This is a genomic window from Rhizorhabdus antheiae (assembly GCF_049889055.1).
Taxonomy (GTDB): domain Bacteria; phylum Pseudomonadota; class Alphaproteobacteria; order Sphingomonadales; family Sphingomonadaceae; genus Rhizorhabdus.
Genome location: NZ_JBLTWO010000001.1, coordinates 48815 through 66422, shown reverse-complemented (window position 1 = coordinate 66422; position 17608 = coordinate 48815). Strand labels below are relative to the sequence as shown.

The window sequence follows — 17608 nt, the reverse complement described above, 5'->3', positions numbered from 1 at the left end:
GCGGAACAATCGATAGCATCCGAGTCCCGACATGAGCGATACGACCGCCGCGCCTCCGTCCGAGTCGCCCGAAACCGCCGATCCCGCCACGGCCGCGCGCCGCAAGCTGATCCTTCGGCGGATATTCCTGATCGGCGGTGCCGTGCTTTTGGTCGCGGGCGTCATACTGGGCGCGCGCCATTTCATCTACGGCCGCTACCAGCAGTCGACCGACGATGCCTTCATCCAGTCGGATGCAATAACGGTCGCCCCCAAGGTGTCGGGCTATGTCGATCGCGTTTTCGTGACCGACAATCAGGAGGTGAAGGCCGGACAGCCGCTCGTCCAGATCGACCCGCGCGATTACAGCGCGCAAGCGGCGCAAGCCCGTGCTCAGATCGACGTTGCGGCAGCGAGCGCCGCTGGTGTCGGTGCCCAGATCGAGGAGCAGTTCGCTGCCGTCGATCAGGCGCGCGCGCAATTGCTGTCGGCGCGGGCCGAGGCCGATCTCGCGGCCCGGGAAGTTACTCGTTACCGGCCGCTGGCCGCCAGCGGTGCCGAAACCCGGGAACGGCTGGCGCAACTCGAAACCCAGGCGGTGCAGGCGCGGGCCAAGGTCGACGCGGCCCAGGCGTCGCTGACTGCCGCAGAACGGCGCGTGGCCACGCTGCGCGCGCAGCGCCAGCAGGCGCAGGCACAGGGCGAAGCGGCGCGGGCGCAACTGACGGCAGCGCGGACCGACGTCGAGGCGACCATCCTGCGCGCGCCGGTCGACGGCCGGGTAGGCAACAAGGGTGTCCGACAGGGCCAGTTCGTGCAGGCCTCGACGCGCCTGATGTCGCTGGTGCCGGCCCGCAGTCTCTATGTCGTCGCCAATTTCAAGGAGACGCAGCTCGGACTGATCCGTCCGGGCCAGCCGGTGACGGTTGAGGTCGACGCGCTTGACGGGGTAGAGCTGCACGGCGTGGTCGAGAGCATTGCGCCCGGCACCGGCGCGCAATTCTCGGTCCTGCCGCCCCAGAATGCGACGGGCAATTTCACCAAGATCGTCCAGCGCATTCCGGTGCGGATCGCGATCAATGCCGGACCGGAGACGCGCGCCCTGCTCGTTCCCGGCATGTCGGTAGAGGCGAGCGTCGACACGCGCTCGGCGAAGGCCGCGATCGATGCCATTCGTGAAGAGCAGGAGCGTCGGAACGAGCGCGCCGGGCGATGAGCGCGGCTTTGGCGGACAAAGGGACTGCGACGCCCGAGCGGGCCGACGTCAGCGCCTGGCTCGCCGTCGCGGCGGGCAGTCTCGGCGCGCTGATGGCGACGCTCGACATCTCGATCGTCAATTCGTCGCTGCCCACCATCCAGGGCGAGATCGGTGCGACCGGCACCGAAGGAACCTGGATCGCCACCGCCTATCTGGTGGCCGAGATCATCATCATCCCGCTGTCGGGGTGGTTGGAGCGGCTGTTCGGCCTGCGCAACTTTCTCCTGATCGCCGTTTCGCTCTTCACCGCCTTTTCGGTCCTCTGCGGCATTTCGACCAACCTGACGATGATGATCATCGGCCGGGTGGGGCAGGGCTTCACCGGCGGCGCGCTGGTGCCGACCGCGATGACCATCATCGCCACCCGCCTGCCACGGTCGCAGCAGCCGATCGGCAATGCGATGTTCGGCGTGACGGCGATCATCGGCCCGCTGCTGGGACCGCTGATCGGCGGATGGCTGACCGAGAATGTCAGCTGGCATTATGCCTTCTTCATCAACATCCCCGTGGGCATGCTGCTGATCGCACTGCTGCTCAGCACCATGGCGCATCGCCGGCCCGATTGGGAGGAGCTGTGGGGGGCGGATTGGCGCGGCATCGTCGGCATGGCGCTGGGCCTCGGCGGGCTGACCATCGTGCTGGAAGAGGGCCAGCGCGAACAATGGTTCCAGAGCAGCGCGATCGTCCAGATGAGCATCGTCACGGCGTTCGGCTTCGGCCTGCTGCTCGCCGGCCAGATCTTCGCCAAGAGGCCCGTCATCAAGCTGCGGCTGCTGCTAGACCGGCAATTCGGCGCGGTGGCGCTGATGGGGCTCGTGATCGGGATGATGATCTACGGCACCTCTTATGTCATTCCGCAATTCCTTGCGGCGATCGCAGGCTATAATGCGTTGCAGTCGGGCAAGATCGTGCTGCTGTCGGGCATACCCAGCATGTTGCTGATGCCCTTCACCCCGCTGCTGATGCGCTATCTCGACATCCGCATCGCGGTCGCGGTCGGCCTGGCGATCATGGCGGCAAGCTGCATGGTCGATACGGTGCTGACCTCGCAGTCGGTCGGCCATGATTTCGTGGAATCGCAGCTGCTGCGCGGCGTCGGCGTGATCATGGGCTTCCTGTTCCTCAACCAGGCCGCGATCGCGTCGGTGCCGGCGCGCGATGCGGGCGATGCGGCCGGCCTGTTCAACGCCGTGCGCAACCTTGGCGGATCGCTGGCGCTTGCCGGGATCGCGACGATCCAGGACCAGCGCAACTGGTTCCACAGCCGGCGCCTCGAAGAGTCGATGAGCGCCAATTCGGACGCAGTGCAGGCCTATGTCGCCAGCCTTTCGCAGAGCCTGGGCGGGCAGGAGGCCGGCCTTCGCTCGCTCGCTGGCACGATCCAGCGCGAGGCGCTGGTAATGACGTTCAACGATATCTTCTGGATGCTGGGGGTCGGCATCATCGCCGTCATCCCGCTCGTCCTGTTCCTGCGTCCGCTGCCGCATGGTCGGCCGGTCGTGATGCATTGAGGTGATCGCGATGCGCACTCTGCTGCTTTCCTTCCCGCTGGTTGCGCTCGCCGCCTGCACCATGGGGCCGGACTATGCCGGCCCGGTGGGCGCACGGGCGCTGCAGCCGCCGCCGGCCTTCGTGCGCGCTCCGTCCGAAGCTCGCGTCGAGGCACCCGCTGTTGCCGACTGGTGGACCCAATTCTCTGATCCCGTGCTCGATGCGCTGGAAGCGAAGGCGCTGGCGGCCAACCCCAATGTCGCGATCGCTCAGGCCAGTCTGCGCCAGGCGCGGTCGGCGCTGCGCCTCGAAAAGGCCAATGCCGCCCCCAATGCCAATCTTCAGGCGATCTACGCCCATGCCAGCCTGCCCGGGGTCGATCTCGGCAGTTCGGACGGGTCGGGCGAGGGCAATGCCGATGGCGGCGGCGGAGGCACCGAAGCGCTGAACTTCTACAATCTCGGCTTCGACGCCAGCTGGGAAGTGGACCTTTGGGGCGGGCGCCGTCGCAGCGTCGAAGCCGCGGGGGCACAGCTCGAAGCGGCGGAAGCCAGCGTCGCGGATGCGCAGGTTAGCCTGACGGCCGAGGTCGCGCAGGCCTATGCCAATCTGCGCGACCGGCAGCAGCGTATCCGGCTGGGCGAGGAAGCGGCCGCCCGGCAGGGCGACCTTGTGGCTCTGGTCCGCCAGCGCCGCGAACGGGGGGCCGCCTCCGACCTCGATGTCGAGCAGCAGGCCGACCAGCTCGAACAGCTTCAGGCATCGCTGCTGCCGCTGCAGGCCGAGCGTGACGCCTATCTCAACGCGCTGGCCGTCCTCATCGGTGAGGCGCCGGGAAGCGTCGACCAGCTTCTGGCGACACCGGCTGCGATCCCCCTCCCATCCGCCGGAACCGCGATCGGCGATCCCTCCGCCCTGCTCAAGCGCCGGCCCGACGTTCGCGCAGCGGAACGGCAATATGCCGCCGCGACCGCCAAGATCGGCGTTGCGGAAGCCGCCCGCTTTCCCAGCGTCAGCTTCGCGGGTGTCCTCGGTATCGGCGGCACCCGGCCGGAGGACGTCGTCGACCTCGACAAGCTGGCCACGATCGCGCTGCCGCGCCTGTCGTGGAACATCCTCGATTTCGGCCGCAACGCCGCGCGGGTCGAACAGGCCAAGGGCGGGCAGGACGAAGCGGCGGCGCGCTATCGCGGCGCGGTGCTGAAGGCGCTGCAGGACGGAGAGGACGCGCTGTCCCGCTATGGCGCCAGGCTGCGCGCCTCGGCCAGCCTGCGACGCTCGCTGGCTTCGGCCCGCCGGGTGGAGGCGCTGGCCCGCCAGCGGTTCGAGGCCGGCACCGGATCGAAGATCGAACTGCTCCAGGCCGAGCGCAGCCGCCTGTCCGCCGAACAGTCGCTGTCGCAGGCCGATGGCGCGCTCTCTGCGGATTTCGCCGGTCTGCAGAAGGCGCTGGGCCTGGGCTGGCGCTGAAGGCTCAGCGTGCGAGAAAGGCGCGCAACGCCTCGGTCACGCCCATCGGATCGAGATCGGGCTGGAAGTCGGCACCCTTGACGACGGTGCGGACGGCGTCGGGCCGGATCGCACAGGCGCGCTCGAACAGCGGCCACAGCACATCGTCCTGCGAGCACATCAGGTGGAGCGGCACCGTCGCCTGCTCCAGCAGGGCCGCGACATCCTGATTCCAGGCCGCCGAGAAGGCCATCGGCATCGTGCGGTGCGCGATCAGATGGTCGATCATCTCGCGCAGGTGCAGATCGACATGGGCGCCCGCGCCGATCGAGCGAAGATAGTCCCAGGCGGTTTTCAGGAAGGCGCCGCTGTCCTCGACGGCGAAGGGCTGGATGAAGGTCTCCCGATAGACCGCCTTTTCCGCCTCGCTTGCGACGACCGGGCCGATGATCGTCAGCGACTGGATGCGATCGGGGACCAGCGACGCCATTTCGAGCGCGACGCACCCTCCGGTATGATGGCCGCACAGATGCAGCCGCCCGACGCCAAGGTCGTCCAGGGCCTCCAGCAGCCGGTCCGCCATGTAGCGGATGTCGGGAATATGGTCGGGCTGGTAGGAGCCGCCAAAGCCGGGAGAGTCGAAGGACAGGCAGCGATAGTCGGCCGCCAGCGCTTCCATCGCCTGCCCGAACATCGCGCCCGATGAGGCGGTCTGGTGGAAGAAGGCGACGACGGGGCCGCCGGACGGCGCCGTCTGGCGAAGATGGATCTGCCCGTCGCGGCAGTGGGCGTAGAGGCGCGTGATCGTCACCGGCTTCTCCGATCTGACAGCGGATGCGATATCCTGTCAGCGGGGAGGGGCCTTGGCGACTGGACTATGTGCCAAGCCGGCCGCGAGAGAGCCGTTGCCGCCCGTCTCATGCGCTGAACGAGCAGGCAGATCATTGTCGAATGTCGGGGGCCGAGCGGGTCGAAAGATGAAATGGCTCCCCGGGCCTGATTCGAACAGGCGGCCGTCCGATTAACAGTCGGATGCTCTACCGCTGAGCTACCGGGGATCATTTCCGCTTCAAGCGAGGCGCGCCTATAGCAGCGGGTTGTTCGGGCTTGCAAGCCCCAAATCCCCGATCCTTCGGGGGTAGCCATATTAATTTCCAAGCCACTGAAAAACATGGAATTTTAAACCGCGAACTGCTCCATGGTGATGCGGTCGGAATTTCGGGAATTTCGGTGACACTCCTAATTTCGGTGACACTCCACTTAATTATCCTTCGTCTTCGGCCCGCGCTTGCCCGGCTTCGGGTCCCGCCCCAGCGTCGCCTCGATATGATCGAGGAATGCCGCGTCGCCAAGGGGCCGGCCGGTACTTTCCGACCGGCGCAACAGGGTGGAGCGCGCCTCGTCCTCACCGGACTGCAGCATCGCGGCAAAGTCGGGAACGCGCTCGATCACCGCGGCAGTGTCGGTCAATCCGTCGCCGGTTGCCGGATCGAGCAGCGCATGCACGCTGGACCAGCGCCAATCCTGTGGCCTCGCGGCCAGCCGCGCCCGCACCGGATTGAGCGCGACATAGCGGAGGGCTGCCAGCAGATGATCCTCGTCCATCGCCACGCAGCCGAACCGCCCCTGCCAGAAATGCCCCGTCCGCTTCTCGCGCGCATGAATCCGCCCGGCATAGGCCCGGTGGACCTTCGACAGCGCGCGGCGCAGCGAGTCTGGGTGCTCGGGGACAAGGATCAGGTGAACATGGTTGGGCATCAGCACCCAACTCCACACCGCCACGCCATGCGCAGCACAATGCTCGGCCAGCAGATCGCGATAGGCGGCGTAATCGTCATCGCCGAAGAAGGTCTGTTGCCTCCCGTTGCCCCGCTGGGTGACATGGTGCGGGGTGCCGGGAAGAATGAAGCGAGCGAGGCGGGCCATCTCCCTTCATCGCATGGACGAAGGTTCGGCGTCAATTAAGTGGAGTGCCACCGCAATCCTCGCTGGCCCATGCCCGGTTCGTGCTCGCCGACTGGCGGGAAGACTACAACCATGTGCGGCCACACTCGAAACTGGGCGGGCTCACCCCTGCCGACATCGCCGGCCAACCGGTCTGGGGGCATGCCTCCAGACCGGTTGCCATCCCATCAATCAAACATCGTGAAGGAGCGAGACTCTACTCCTGACTGGTAACAATCAGGGGTGCACGTCATATCATATGCCTCTAATGGAGGCATATGCGCCGGCCATCCGGAAACCATGCCCTACACTCGACCAGGATCAAACCGGAACGAGTGGGAGGCAATGGCGGTCGGAGCAGACAGGAAGGCGATGGGCGCACGGATCAAGGCGTTGCGCAAGGCAAGGCATTGGCCGCAGAAGCATCTTGCTCGCCTAGTCGATATTCGTTTCGAGCTGCTCAACAAATATGAAGGCGGGTTCGGCACGCCGCCGGTCGATACCCTCGTCAGGATCGCCGATGCACTCGGCACGACCCTCGACTATCTCGTCACTGGTGCCGAGATCGAGGAGTCCAACCTCGCCAATATCCGCCTGTTCCGCAGATTCCAGGCGCTCGAAGAGCTCGCGGAGGAAGACCAGCAGACCGTCATGCGCGTCATTGATGCAATGATCGCTCAGGGCCGTATGGCCTCCGCGCTCTCGCCTGTGGATTGAAGCCTGGCGATAGCCAGTCTAACCCACTGAAATAACAATCGTTCTCAAGCAGTCCGGCACTCTTTCCGAAAACCCAAAACTTATCTTCCCCCATGGCTTGGCCGCCGAATAGTATGTCTGCTCGTCTAAAGAATGGCCTTTGGGAACATCGGTTATAGCTAGGTCGCTATAACGTAGAATTACCTCTTTCCTATCTACGCACTCGCCACCAATGCGAATGGATAAAATAGAACCCCTTGAGGCACCGCTACCAACAACCGGTTGCCTATATTCAATTTTTTCCAAAATAGAGCCGGAAATATGATAATCCTCTGCCTCGTAATTATTGAACACACCTTCAGAAGCAAGATTTAGATGAATACCCATATTTCGTTCTACGGTATCGTAACTGACGACCGGTTCTGAAGTAATTTTGTCGATCAACTCGAAAATATCGAGAGGGGATTGAGCACCTGCCATATCTTCGGATGCCTTCTGTGCTGATATTATTGCAAATAGCCCGATAAGAACAATCGCTATGTTTGTCATGATTTACGGTGACACTCCACTCAATTCCCCTTCGTCTTCGGCCCGCGCTTGCCCGGCTTCGGATCTCGCCCCAGCGCCGCCTCGATATGATCGAGGAATGCCGCGTCGCCAAGGAGCCGGCCGGTACTTTCCGACCGGCGCAACAGAGCAGAAAGCGCCTCGTCCTCACCGGACTGCAGCATCGCCGCAAAGTCGGGGACGCGCTCGAGTGCCGGGGCGGTGTCGGTCAGCCCGTCGCCGGTTGCCGGATCGAGCAGCGCATGCACGCTCGACCAGCGCCAGCCCTGCGCCCGCGCGGCCAGCCGCGCCCGCACCGGATTGAGCGCGAGATAGCGGAGTGCTGCCAGCAGATGAGCCTCGTCCATCGCCACGCAGCCGAAGCGCCCCTGCCAGAAATGCCCCGTCCGCTTCTCGCGCGCATGAATCCGCCCGGCATAAGCGCGGTGAACCTTCGACAGCGCACCGCGCAGCGAGTCTGGGTGCTCGGGGACAAGGATCAGGTGAACATGGTTGGGCATCAGCACCCAACTCCACACCGCCACGCCATACGCAGCACAGTGCGTGGCCAGCAGATCGCGATAGGCGGCGTAATCGTCATCGCCGAAGAAGGTCTGCTGGCGCCCATTGCCCCGCTGGGTGACATGGTGCGGGGTGCCGGGAAGAATGAAGCGAGCGAGGCGGGCCATCTCCCTTCATCGCATGAATAAGGGCTGAGCGTCAATTAAGTGGAGTGTCACCGTAATTCCACCGTAATTCGTAATTCCTCTAGACGTGGCTCTACGGCCATCATCGCACAGCTAAGCTGGTGCAGGGGCCGTCCATCCCATCACGTCACCACTTCATCTTCTCGAGTTTCTAATTACAAATCTTATTAATGATTTTGATAGAGAAGATATCGACATATCGTCGCTGCGAGCGTATTCTTTCAACATTTTCAATTCTTTTGAATCATTTGTTTCTATGTAGCGAGCAGCGGCATCCCAAACCGCATAATAAGCATCTAAGTCGCCCTGGCTACCTTTTAGAAACAACCTAAGCTCTTCATTATCAGCTAAAGCGGCAACTATTCGAGCCCTCCCTCTAATTAAATAGGAAGCAGACCGCCTCACACAAGCAATGATCTCTTCTATGAAATCGCTCAATCTGCATTTGCTTATTATCCAGTCAACGGCCTCAGAGGCGATCACATCATAATCGTTTCTGAGTCCCGATATAATAAGCTGGTCAGTCGGCCCGGGAACACTGTTTATCGCATCAACAAACTTGTCAGCTTCATCCGCCATCACATCGAACTTATTTTTCATTCCGACGCCCCTTACGCGATGGAGCACGAAGGATCAGATTGAGGTGCAGTACTGCACCTCAAACTGCGAAGCTGGAGGTCAATGTCTGGAAAAATCAGCAACGACATTACGGTGACATTAAGGTGACACTCCACTTAATTATCTATCTCTCGTCTTCGGCCCGCGCTTGCCCGGCTTCGGATCTCGCCCCAGCGCCGCCTCGATATGATCGAGGAATGCCGCGTCGCCAAGGAGCCGGCCGGTACTTTCCGACCGGCGCAACAGAGCAGAAAGCGCCTCGTCCTCACCGGACTGCAGCATCGCCGCAAAGTCGGGGACGCGCTCGAGTGCCGGGGCGGTGTCGGTCAGCCCGTCGCCGGTTGCCGGATCGAGCAGCGCATGCACGCTCGACCAGCGCCAGCCCTGCGCCCGCGCGGCCAGCCGCGCCCGCACCGGATTGAGCGCGAGATAGCGGAGTGCTGCCAGCAGATGAGCCTCGTCCATCGCCACGCAGCCGAAGCGCCCCTGCCAGAAATGCCCCGTCCGCTTCTCGCGCGCATGAATCCGCCCGGCATAAGCGCGGTGAACCTTCGACAGCGCACCGCGCAGCGAGTCTGGGTGCTCGGGGACAAGGATCAGGTGAACATGGTTGGGCATCAGCACCCAACTCCACACCGCCACGCCATACGCAGCACAGTGCGTGGCCAGCAGATCGCGATAGGCGGCGTAATCGTCATCGCCGAAGAAGGTCTGCTGGCGCCCATTGCCCCGCTGGGTGACATGGTGCGGGGTGCCGGGAAGAATGAAGCGAGCGAGGCGGGCCATCTCCCTTCATCGCATGAATAAGGGCTGAGCGTCAATTAAGTGGAGTGTCACCGTAATTCCCATCACCGTAATTTACGTAATTTAATTGCAATTGGCTTTATGGGTTCTCGGCCGAACTCGCTTTCTGCCATACACAGCCGGAAGTGCCGACGTAGCGGATCGTTATCCAGCGCCCTTCTGGGCTTTGCCATTGCGAGGCCACCCGATCGACGTAGCCGCCGCTAATCCGCACGTGTAATTCAGTTGGAGTTAGCCAATCATAACAGACGCGACCAACATCCTGTCCCTCGAAAACCGGCTGCGTACTGGCTACGGGAATTGCACCCGTGACCAGAAGATAGGCCCTCACGGAATCTGGCGCTAGGCCGGCCCCAGGCATTCGGCCCTCGTAGACAAGTATCCGACCGTCAGGTGATTTGGATACCGTCGTTCTCCTCTCACTGCACGATGTTAAACCGAGCATCATAACCGTAAGGGCAACTGCGAGGAAAAGGCTGCGAGTCATCGCGGACATCCAGCGTTGGCATTGCCGCGCGCCATTACGGTGACACTCCACCAATTAGCTTCACCATCACGCATTCCCCGGTCACGGCGAACAGGACAGGTTATGCGGCCCCCGCAGCTCAAACCGCGAACTGCTCCATGGTGATGCGGTCGTCCAGCGCATGTTCGGGATCGAACAGCAGCGTCAGCGGGCTGGTCTTGTCGATGCCGACACGGACGAGCGATACGTCGCGCACCTCGCGCTGGTCGGCGACGGCGCTGACCGGGCGCTTGACCGCGTCGAGCACGCGGAAGGAGATCGCATTCTTGTCGGGCAGGATCGCCCCGCGCCAGCGCCGCGGGCGGAAGGGGCTGATCGGGGTCAGGGCGAGCAGCGAGGATTCCAGCGGCAGGATCGGGCCCTGGGCCGACAGATTATAGGCGGTGGAGCCGGCGGGCGTGGACACCAGCACGCCGTCGCAGACCAGTTCGGGCAGGACCACGCGGCCCTCGACCAGCACTTCGATCTTCGCCGTCTCGCGGGTTTCGCGCAGCAGCGACACCTCGTTGATCGCCGGGATCGACAGGCGCTGCCCTTCGACCGTCTCGACGTCCATGCGCAGCGGCAGGACGGTCATCGCCTTGGCCTGCATCAGCCGGAGCTCGAGCAGTTCGGACTTCCAGTCGTTCATCAGGAAGCCGACCGTGCCGAGGTTCATTCCGAACACCGGCAAGATGCGGTGCCGGTCGAGCATCGCGTGCAGGGTGCGCAGCATGAAACCGTCGCCCCCCAGCGCGACGATCAGGTCGGCGCGCTCGACCGGATGCCATTCGTACATCCGGCGCAATTCGGTCGCGGCCTCCTGCGCGGCAGGGGTCGGCGAGGCCACCAGGGCCATCTTCTTTTCGGTCATCCCCCGGTAACGCTCATATGTCTGTCGACGGCGGGTGTCGCTCCCCGCCGGTCTATCGCGAAATTGTGACGCTCCGGCTTGCGATGCATGGCGAGGTCGAGCAGCCGGTCGAGCTCCCCCGCATCCCCCGCGCGCAAGGCGCTGCGCAGGTCGAGCCGGCTGTCATGGCCAAGGCACATATAGATCTGCCCGGTCGCGGTCACCCGGACGCGGTTGCAGCCATCGCAGAAATTGTTGGTGAGCGGCGTGATCAGGCCCAGCCGGGCATCCAGTTCCTCGACGCGAAAATAGCGCGCGGGGCCGCCGGTGCGATAGTCGAGCGGGCTGAGCGTATAGCGGCTTTCCAGCGCCCGGCGGACGCCGTCGAGCGGCAGATAGCGATCGGTGCGATCCTCGTCGATCTCGCCCAGCGGCATGGTCTCGATCAGGGTCAGGTCATGTCCACCGGCCGCGCACCAGCGCAGCATCGGCTCGATCTGCTGCTCGTTGAAGTCCTTGAGCGCGACCATGTTGATCTTGATCGCGATGCCCTCGTCGCGGGCGGCCTCTATCCCGTCCAGTACCTCGGCCAGCGCACCCCCGCGCGTGATGAAGGCGAAGCGCTCTGGGTCGAGCGTGTCGATGCTGACATTGATCCGCCGCACGCCGGCCGCCGCGAGAGCGGCCGCATGGCGGCGAAGCTGGCTGCCATTGGTGGTGATCGTCAGCTCGTCGAGCCCGTCGCCGATGCGCCGCCCGATCATCCCCACCAGATCGACCACGTCGCGGCGCACCAGCGGCTCGCCCCCGGTCAGGCGGATCTTCCTGATGCCGCGCGCGATGAAGGCGTCGGCGAGTGCCGCCAGCTCCTCCAGCGTCAATATTTCCCGCTTCGGCAGGAACTGCATCTTCTCCGACATGCAGTAGCGGCAGCGGAAATCGCAACGGTCCGTCACCGACAGCCGCAGATAGGAAATGCGTCGGCCGAACGCGTCCAGCAGCGTCCCCTCTGCCCGGGGGCTCCGTTTTTCGATCGGCATCATGCTCTTATGGTAACAGCCTAGACCTTGGTAGCAAAGGAAGGCGTGAATTAATCCGCTACAGGGTTGTTTTTCCCCTGCTTTGCGATTGGCCTAGGCGGTTCGATACGATAACAGTCGAGCAATGAACAGGAATGTAGGCGGAGCAGCAGCGGCCGAACGCAGCGCCGCGCAGGCGCGGCTGCCGCTATTCCTGTTGTCGTTTCGAAACCGTGATGAACTGGCGGCGCTGGCGGAAGGGGCCGGTCGATCGGTGATCGCCGCACGGCGCGCCGACTCGGCGGAACGGCGCTTCATCGCTTCGGGGTCTTCGGTCGCTCTGGTCGATGCGCGCGGCGCCCGGGCCGAAGGCTATGCCCTGTGTCGGGCGTTGGCCAGCGGCACGAGTTCGACGGGGGCGGCGTTGCTCGTGATCGTGGACGAGATGGCTGAGCTCGATGCAATGCTCGAGGCCGGCGCCACCCATTATCTGATCGGAGACGTGGACGGCGACAGCCTGCGGACGGCGCTCGATTTCGCCGATCGCTTTGTCGAGCGTCTGGCAGGCGGTGGGCGCGCCGCGTTGGCGCGCGCCTCGCTCCGGCTCTCAGAATCCGAAGCCTGGATATGGAAGCCCGGCGACCGGAGCCTCACGCTCAGCAGCGCGCTCGCCAACCGGATCGGCGCGAGCAGCGAGACGGTGCCGATGGCGATGCTGTTCCGCATCATGGATCGCGCCAGCCGGCGCACGGCGCGCCAGGCGATCGACCGGCTGCTCGCCACCCGTCAGTCCACCGCCTTTGCGCATGACAGCCGTCTGCATGGCGATCGGTTGGCGCATCATATTTCCTTCGACGAGGCGCGCGGCGCTGTGGTCGCCTGGGTCGAAATTACCAAGCCCGAAGTCGAGCCGATGAGCGACGAGGTCGATCCGCTGACCGGCCTGCCAACTGTCGAGAGGGTGCGCGACTGGGTCGAGGAGCGGCTGGGGGATGAGGAGGCCGCCGGCCCCCGCTGTGCGCTGCTGATGCTCGGCATCATGCGCTTCGGTCTCGTCAATGCCGCCTTCGGTCGTCCGACCGGCGATGCTGTACTGCAGGGCGTCGCCCGGCGCATCGAAAGGGTCATCGACCGGATCGGCATCAACAACGCGATGATCGCGCGCACGGCCGGGTCGGAGTTCACCATCGCCCTCGGCCCGCCGGTCAGCGCCGACAGCGCCGAACTGATCGCGAACCGGCTTGTCGAAAGCGTCGCCTGGCCGTTCGTGTCGGGTGACTCGCTCATTCCGTTGTCCTGCCGGGTCGGCATCGCCTCGACCGAAGGGGAGGGACGCCGTGACGTCGGCACGTTGTTCCAGCGTGCATCCGCCGCACTCGCCGCCGCCAAACATGGCGATACCGGCATGGTGCGCGCGCTCGACGCCGATGCCGAGGCGGAGACCCACCGGCGCAACCAGCTCGAGATCGACCTTCGCCGCGCGCTCGACCAGAACCAGATCGACATATTGTTCCAGCCGCAGGTCGATATCGGATCGGGGCAGATCATCGGCGCGGAGGCGCTCGCGCGGTGGAAGCATCCCTTGCTGGGCGAATTGGGCGCGGTTCCGCTCTTCGCCACCGCTGCGCGATCCGATTTCGTCGTCCAGCTGTCGACCTATGTCCAGCAGCGCGCGCTGGCCGTCGCAGCGGCCTGGCCTGCGCATATGCGCGACCTGCGGGTGTCGGTGAACGTCACGGCGGCCGACATTGCGCGTACCAATTTCGTCGAGGATTTCCTCGCCCGGGTCGACGATGCCGGCTTCCCGCGTGACCGGCTGACCGTCGAAGTGACCGAGAGCGGCCTGATCTCCGATCTCGGCGGGGCGGCCGAACTTCTGGCCCGGCTGCGCAAGGCGGGGCTGCGCGTCGCGATCGACGATTTCGGCACCGGCTATTCGAGTCTTGCCTATCTGAAGGCGCTGCCGCTCGACTATCTCAAGATCGACAAGACCTTGGCCGCCGACATCACCGGATCCACCCGCGACCGCATCGTCGTACGCGGGGTGATCGACATGGCGCGGTCGCTGGGGCTGCAGGTGATCACCGAAGGGGTCGAGACCACCGCGCAGCTGGCGCTGCTCGCGCGTGAGGGGTGCAACCTCTATCAGGGCTATCTCTGCTCGCCCCCGGTGGACAGCCGCTCGCTCGAGGCGCTGATCGTCGAGCGGCGCGACCCCGTCAACGCCGCCTGACCGATCAGGCGAGGATCTTCGCCAGACCCCGCGACAGCTGCAATGCCCCGTTGAGCCGCATCGACGGCTCCGGCCAGTTGCGCGTGATGACCAGGCGATGGTCGGGGCGTAGCCGGGCGCTGTCCTTCAGCCGATCGACATAAGCGAGCAGGCCGGGGAGGTCCGGGAACTGGTCCTCGTGGAACGCCACCAGCGCCCCGCGCGGGCCCGTATCGATCTTGGCGACGCAGGCCTTGCGGCAGTTCAGCTTGATTTCCATCACCGTGAGCAGATTCTCCGTCGGCGCCGGCAGCTTGCCGAAGCGGTCGATCAGTTCGGCGGCGAAGGATTCGATCTCGGCCTTGCTCTCCAGCTCGTTGATTCGGCGATAGAGGCCCATGCGCAGGTCGAGGTCGGGGACATAATCGTCGGGGAGGAGGATCGCCGCGTCGACGTTGATCTGCGGCGAGAAATCCTTCGGGCGTGCGCTTGCGAGGCCGCCGGCCTTCGCCTCCAGGATCGCTTCCTCGAGCATCGACTGGTAGAGCTCGAAGCCGACCTCCTTGATATGCCCCGACTGCTCGTCGCCCAGCAGATTGCCCGCGCCACGAATGTCGAGGTCGTGGCTCGCAATCTGGAAGCCGGCGCCGAGCGTGTCGAGATTCTGGAGGATGTGCAGCCGCTTCTCTGCTGTGTCGGTCATCCGGCCGTCGCCGGTCGTCAGATAGGCATAAGCGCGCGTCTTCGAGCGACCGACGCGACCGCGCAGCTGGTAGAGCTGCGCCAGGCCGAATTTGTCGGCGCGGTTGACGATCAGCGTGTTGGCGCTGGGAATGTCGAGGCCGCTTTCGACGATGGTGGTCGACACCAGCACGTCGAACTTCTTGTCGTAGAAGGCCGACATCCGCTCCTCGACCTCGCTCGGCGCCATCTGGCCATGGGCGACGACATAGCTGATTTCGGGGACCTGCTTGCGCAGATACTCCTCGATGTCGGGCAGGTCCTTGATGCGCGGGGTGACGAGGAAGCTTTGCCCGCCGCGATAATGTTCGCGCAGCAGCGCCTCGCGGATGACGACCTCGTCCCAGGGCGCGACATAGGTGCGCACCGCGAGGCGGTCGACCGGCGGCGTCTGGATCACGCTCAGCTCGCGCAGACCCGACATCGCCATCTGCAGCGTGCGCGGAATCGGCGTCGCGGTCAGCGTCAGCATGTGGACGTCGGTCTTGAGCGCCTTCAGCCGCTCCTTGTGGGTGACGCCGAAGCGCTGCTCCTCGTCGACGATGACGAGGCCGAGCCGCTTGAACTCGATCCCCTTGGCGAGCAGCGCATGGGTGCCGATGACGATGTCGATCGACCCGCTCGCCAGCCCGTCCTTGGTCCGTTTCGCCTCGGATGCCGTGACCAGCCGCGACAGATGGCCGACATTGACCGGCATGCCGTGGAAGCGTTCGACGAAGTTGCGGTAATGCTGGCGTGCGAGGAGCGTCGTCGGGCAGACCAGCGCGACCTGCATCCCGCCCAGTGCGGCGACGAAGGCGGCGCGCAGCGCGACCTCGGTCTTGCCGAAACCAACGTCGCCGCAAACGAGGCGGTCCATCGGCTTGCCCGCCGCCAGATCCTCGATCACGTCGGCGATCGCGCGTTCCTGGTCCTCGGTCTCCTGGTAGGGGAAGCGGTCGACGAACTCGTTGTAGCCGCTTTCGGGCTCGACCGTCTCGGCCGGGCGGAGCGCGCGTTCGGCAGCGGTCTTGATGAGCTCGCCCGCAATCTCGCGAATCCGCTCCTTCATCCGCGCCTTGCGCGCCTGCCAGGCGACCCCGCCGAGTTTGTCGAGCGTGACGCCCTCGCTCTCCGCGCCGTAGCGGCTCAGCACGTCGATATTCTCGACCGGGACGTAGAGCTTGTCGCCGCCCGCATAGCTCAGCGCGACGCAGTCATGCGGGGCCTTGGCGACCGGGATCGAGGTCAGCCCCTCATAGCGGCCGATGCCGTGATCGCTGTGAACGACCAGATCGCCGGGGCTGAGCGTCGCCAGCTCGGCGAGGAAGGCGTCGGCGGATTTCTTGCGCTTCTGCCGCCGGACGAGCCGGTCTCCCAGCATGTCCTGCTCGGTCAGCAGGGCGACGTCGCCGCTGGTGAAGCCATGGTCGAGCGGGAGGACCGCCAGCGCGACCTTGCGGCGGCCGCCGCCGAGTGACTTGCCCCCTGCCGCAGCGCCGAGAGCGGCCTGCCAGTCGCCGGCCATTTCGGTCGCGTCGAGACCGTGCTCCTTCAACAGTCCCGCGAGCCGTTCGCGTGAGCCATTGGAATAGCTGGCGAGGATGACCCGCTTGCCGCCTTTGACGAGGGCTTCGACATGCTCGACGACAGCGTCGTAGATGTTGACGCCCTGCGTCCGTTCGGGCGCGAAATCGCGTGCGGTTTCGACCGCCAGATCGATGACTCGAGCGGATTCGGGTTCTGCGAAGGGCGTGACGAGGTGGACGGGCCGATCCTCGACGAAGCGCTGCCATTCGTCTGCGGTCAGGTAGAGCTCGTTCGGCTCGAGTGGGCGGTAGCTGCCCGGGTCGGCGCTGCGCGCGCGGACGCGGTTGGCATGATAGTCGGTGATCGCCTCGAAGCGCGCCTCGGCGGCCTTGTCGGTGCCGGCTTCACGTAGCAGGAGATCGTCGTCCGACAGATGGTCGGCCAGCGTCGCCAGCCGCTCCTCGAACAGCGGCAGCCAGTGGTCCATGCCGGCCAGACGCCGACCGTCGGACACTGCCTGGTAGAGCGGGTCACCGGTGGCGTTCGCGCCGAAGCGCTCGCGATAGCGACCCCGGAAGCGCTTGATCGTCTCCTCGTCGAGCAGTGCCTCTGCTGCGGGCAGCAGGGTGAAGCCTTCGATCGGGCCGATCGTGCGCTGGTCGCCCGTGTCGAACTGGCGGACGCTTTCGATCTCGTCGCCGAAGAAGTCGAGGCGTAGCGGGTGCGGCTCTCCCGACGGGAATAGGTCGACGATACCGCCGCGCACCGCGAACTCGCCGGGGTCGGTCACCGTGTCGGTGCGGACATAGCCGTTGGTCTGGAGCAGCGCCGTCAGTCGGTCGAGGTCGATCCTTTCGCCGGGGGCGAGCCGGGCGACCAGCTGGCGGATCCGGAAAGGCGTGAGGACGCGCTGCGTCGCAGCCTGCACCGTGGTGACGAGCAGCACCGGTCCCTTGGATTTCGCCTGAAGCGCGTGCAGCGTGGCAAGCCGTTCGGCCGTCCCGCGCAGGGTGGGGCTCGCACGGTCATAGGGAAGGCAGTCCCAGCCGGGGAAGGTGAGTACGGTCAACTCCGGCGCGAAATAGCGTGCGGCATCGGCCAGCGACTGCATCGCCTGGTCGTCGGAAGTCACGAGGACCGCACGACCTCCATGCGTTGCCGCCGCGCGCGCCAGGTCGGCGACCAGCCAGGGCTGGAAGCCCGCCGGAGCGCGCGAGAGGGTCAGCGGCTCGGTGGCCTTCACGATGCGGAGGAGATCGGTCATGCGGCTTTCATCG

Annotated in this window: 15 protein-coding genes and 1 tRNA gene; 6 read left to right on the top strand and 10 right to left on the bottom strand. The window is 64.9% G+C overall.

What is annotated here, in order from left to right; translation table 11 throughout:
• Positions 1-31: 31 nt before the first annotated feature.
• The 3 genes from ACNI3R_RS00285 to ACNI3R_RS00275 are packed head-to-tail and all read left to right on the top strand — an operon-like array spanning position 32 to position 4198.
• A complete protein-coding gene (locus tag ACNI3R_RS00285) occupies positions 32-1195 on the top strand; it encodes an HlyD family secretion protein (protein ID WP_426178935.1) in 1164 nt (387 codons plus the stop codon).
• Positions 1192-2748: an MDR family MFS transporter gene (locus ACNI3R_RS00280; RefSeq protein WP_426178933.1), complete on the top strand. Its 1557-nt coding sequence runs from the start codon at positions 1192-1194 to the stop codon at positions 2746-2748. Before ACNI3R_RS00285 ends, ACNI3R_RS00280 begins: the two co-directional genes overlap by 4 nt.
• A gap of 10 nt (positions 2749-2758) precedes the next feature.
• Entirely contained in the window at positions 2759-4198 is a 1440-nt protein-coding gene (locus ACNI3R_RS00275) for an efflux transporter outer membrane subunit (protein WP_426178932.1), read from the top strand.
• Positions 4199-4202: 4 nt separating this feature from the next.
• On the opposite strand, the gene ACNI3R_RS00270 is transcribed toward ACNI3R_RS00275, so the two are convergent.
• The 3 genes from ACNI3R_RS00270 to ACNI3R_RS00260 all read right to left on the bottom strand — a co-directional run bounded on the left by ACNI3R_RS00270 (position 4203) and on the right by ACNI3R_RS00260 (position 6103).
• A complete protein-coding gene (locus ACNI3R_RS00270; RefSeq protein ID WP_426178930.1) occupies positions 4203-4988 on the bottom strand; it encodes an alpha/beta fold hydrolase in 786 nt (261 codons plus the stop codon).
• 172 nt (positions 4989-5160) lie between these two features.
• Positions 5161-5235 (bottom strand) — tRNA-Asn (locus ACNI3R_RS00265).
• A 202-nt stretch (positions 5236-5437) separates the two neighbouring features.
• Positions 5438-6103: a transposase gene (locus tag ACNI3R_RS00260; protein WP_426178929.1), complete on the bottom strand. Its 666-nt coding sequence runs from the start codon at positions 6101-6103 to the stop codon at positions 5438-5440.
• Between the two features lie 8 nt (positions 6104-6111).
• Between ACNI3R_RS00260 and ACNI3R_RS00255 the strand changes: the two genes are divergently transcribed.
• Both ACNI3R_RS00255 and ACNI3R_RS00250 read left to right on the top strand, forming a co-directional pair.
• Positions 6112-6348: an integrase core domain-containing protein gene (locus ACNI3R_RS00255; RefSeq protein WP_426180223.1), complete on the top strand. Its 237-nt coding sequence runs from the start codon at positions 6112-6114 to the stop codon at positions 6346-6348.
• A 118-nt stretch (positions 6349-6466) separates the two neighbouring features.
• Complete coding sequence (locus ACNI3R_RS00250) at positions 6467-6838, top strand: helix-turn-helix domain-containing protein (protein WP_426178927.1); 372 nt, start codon at positions 6467-6469, stop codon at positions 6836-6838.
• Positions 6839-6856: 18 nt separating this feature from the next.
• On the opposite strand, the gene ACNI3R_RS00245 is transcribed toward ACNI3R_RS00250, so the two are convergent.
• The 6 genes from ACNI3R_RS00245 to moaA form a co-directional block, all read right to left on the bottom strand.
• Entirely contained in the window at positions 6857-7366 is a 510-nt protein-coding gene (locus tag ACNI3R_RS00245; RefSeq protein ID WP_426178926.1) for a hypothetical protein, read from the bottom strand.
• A gap of 20 nt (positions 7367-7386) precedes the next feature.
• Positions 7387-8052, bottom strand: a complete 666-nt coding sequence (locus tag ACNI3R_RS00240; protein WP_426178924.1) for a transposase — start codon at positions 8050-8052, stop codon at positions 7387-7389.
• Between the two features lie 153 nt (positions 8053-8205).
• On the bottom strand, positions 8206-8670 hold the full coding sequence (locus ACNI3R_RS00235) for a hypothetical protein (protein WP_426178922.1): 465 nt from the start codon (positions 8668-8670) through the stop codon (positions 8206-8208).
• 138 nt (positions 8671-8808) lie between these two features.
• On the bottom strand, positions 8809-9474 hold the full coding sequence (locus ACNI3R_RS00230; RefSeq protein WP_426178920.1) for a transposase: 666 nt from the start codon (positions 9472-9474) through the stop codon (positions 8809-8811).
• Positions 9475-10097: 623 nt separating this feature from the next.
• The gene (locus ACNI3R_RS00225; protein ID WP_426178919.1) at positions 10098-10871 is read right to left on the bottom strand and encodes an NAD kinase; all 774 of its coding nucleotides are present in this window, start codon (positions 10869-10871) and stop codon (positions 10098-10100) included.
• Entirely contained in the window at positions 10868-11893 is a 1026-nt protein-coding gene (gene moaA, locus ACNI3R_RS00220) for a GTP 3',8-cyclase MoaA (protein ID WP_426178917.1), read from the bottom strand. The genes ACNI3R_RS00225 and moaA overlap by 4 nt, the downstream gene beginning before the upstream one ends.
• A 121-nt stretch (positions 11894-12014) precedes the next feature.
• Here moaA and ACNI3R_RS00215 point away from each other — a divergent pair, with 121 nt between their 5' ends.
• Complete coding sequence (locus ACNI3R_RS00215; RefSeq protein ID WP_426178915.1) at positions 12015-14102, top strand: putative bifunctional diguanylate cyclase/phosphodiesterase; 2088 nt, start codon at positions 12015-12017, stop codon at positions 14100-14102.
• A 4-nt stretch (positions 14103-14106) separates the two neighbouring features.
• Here the strand turns inward: ACNI3R_RS00215 and mfd are convergent, their stop codons facing one another.
• Positions 14107-17595: a transcription-repair coupling factor gene (gene mfd / locus ACNI3R_RS00210; RefSeq protein WP_426178913.1), complete on the bottom strand. Its 3489-nt coding sequence runs from the start codon at positions 17593-17595 to the stop codon at positions 14107-14109.
• Positions 17596-17608 lie beyond the last annotated feature (13 nt).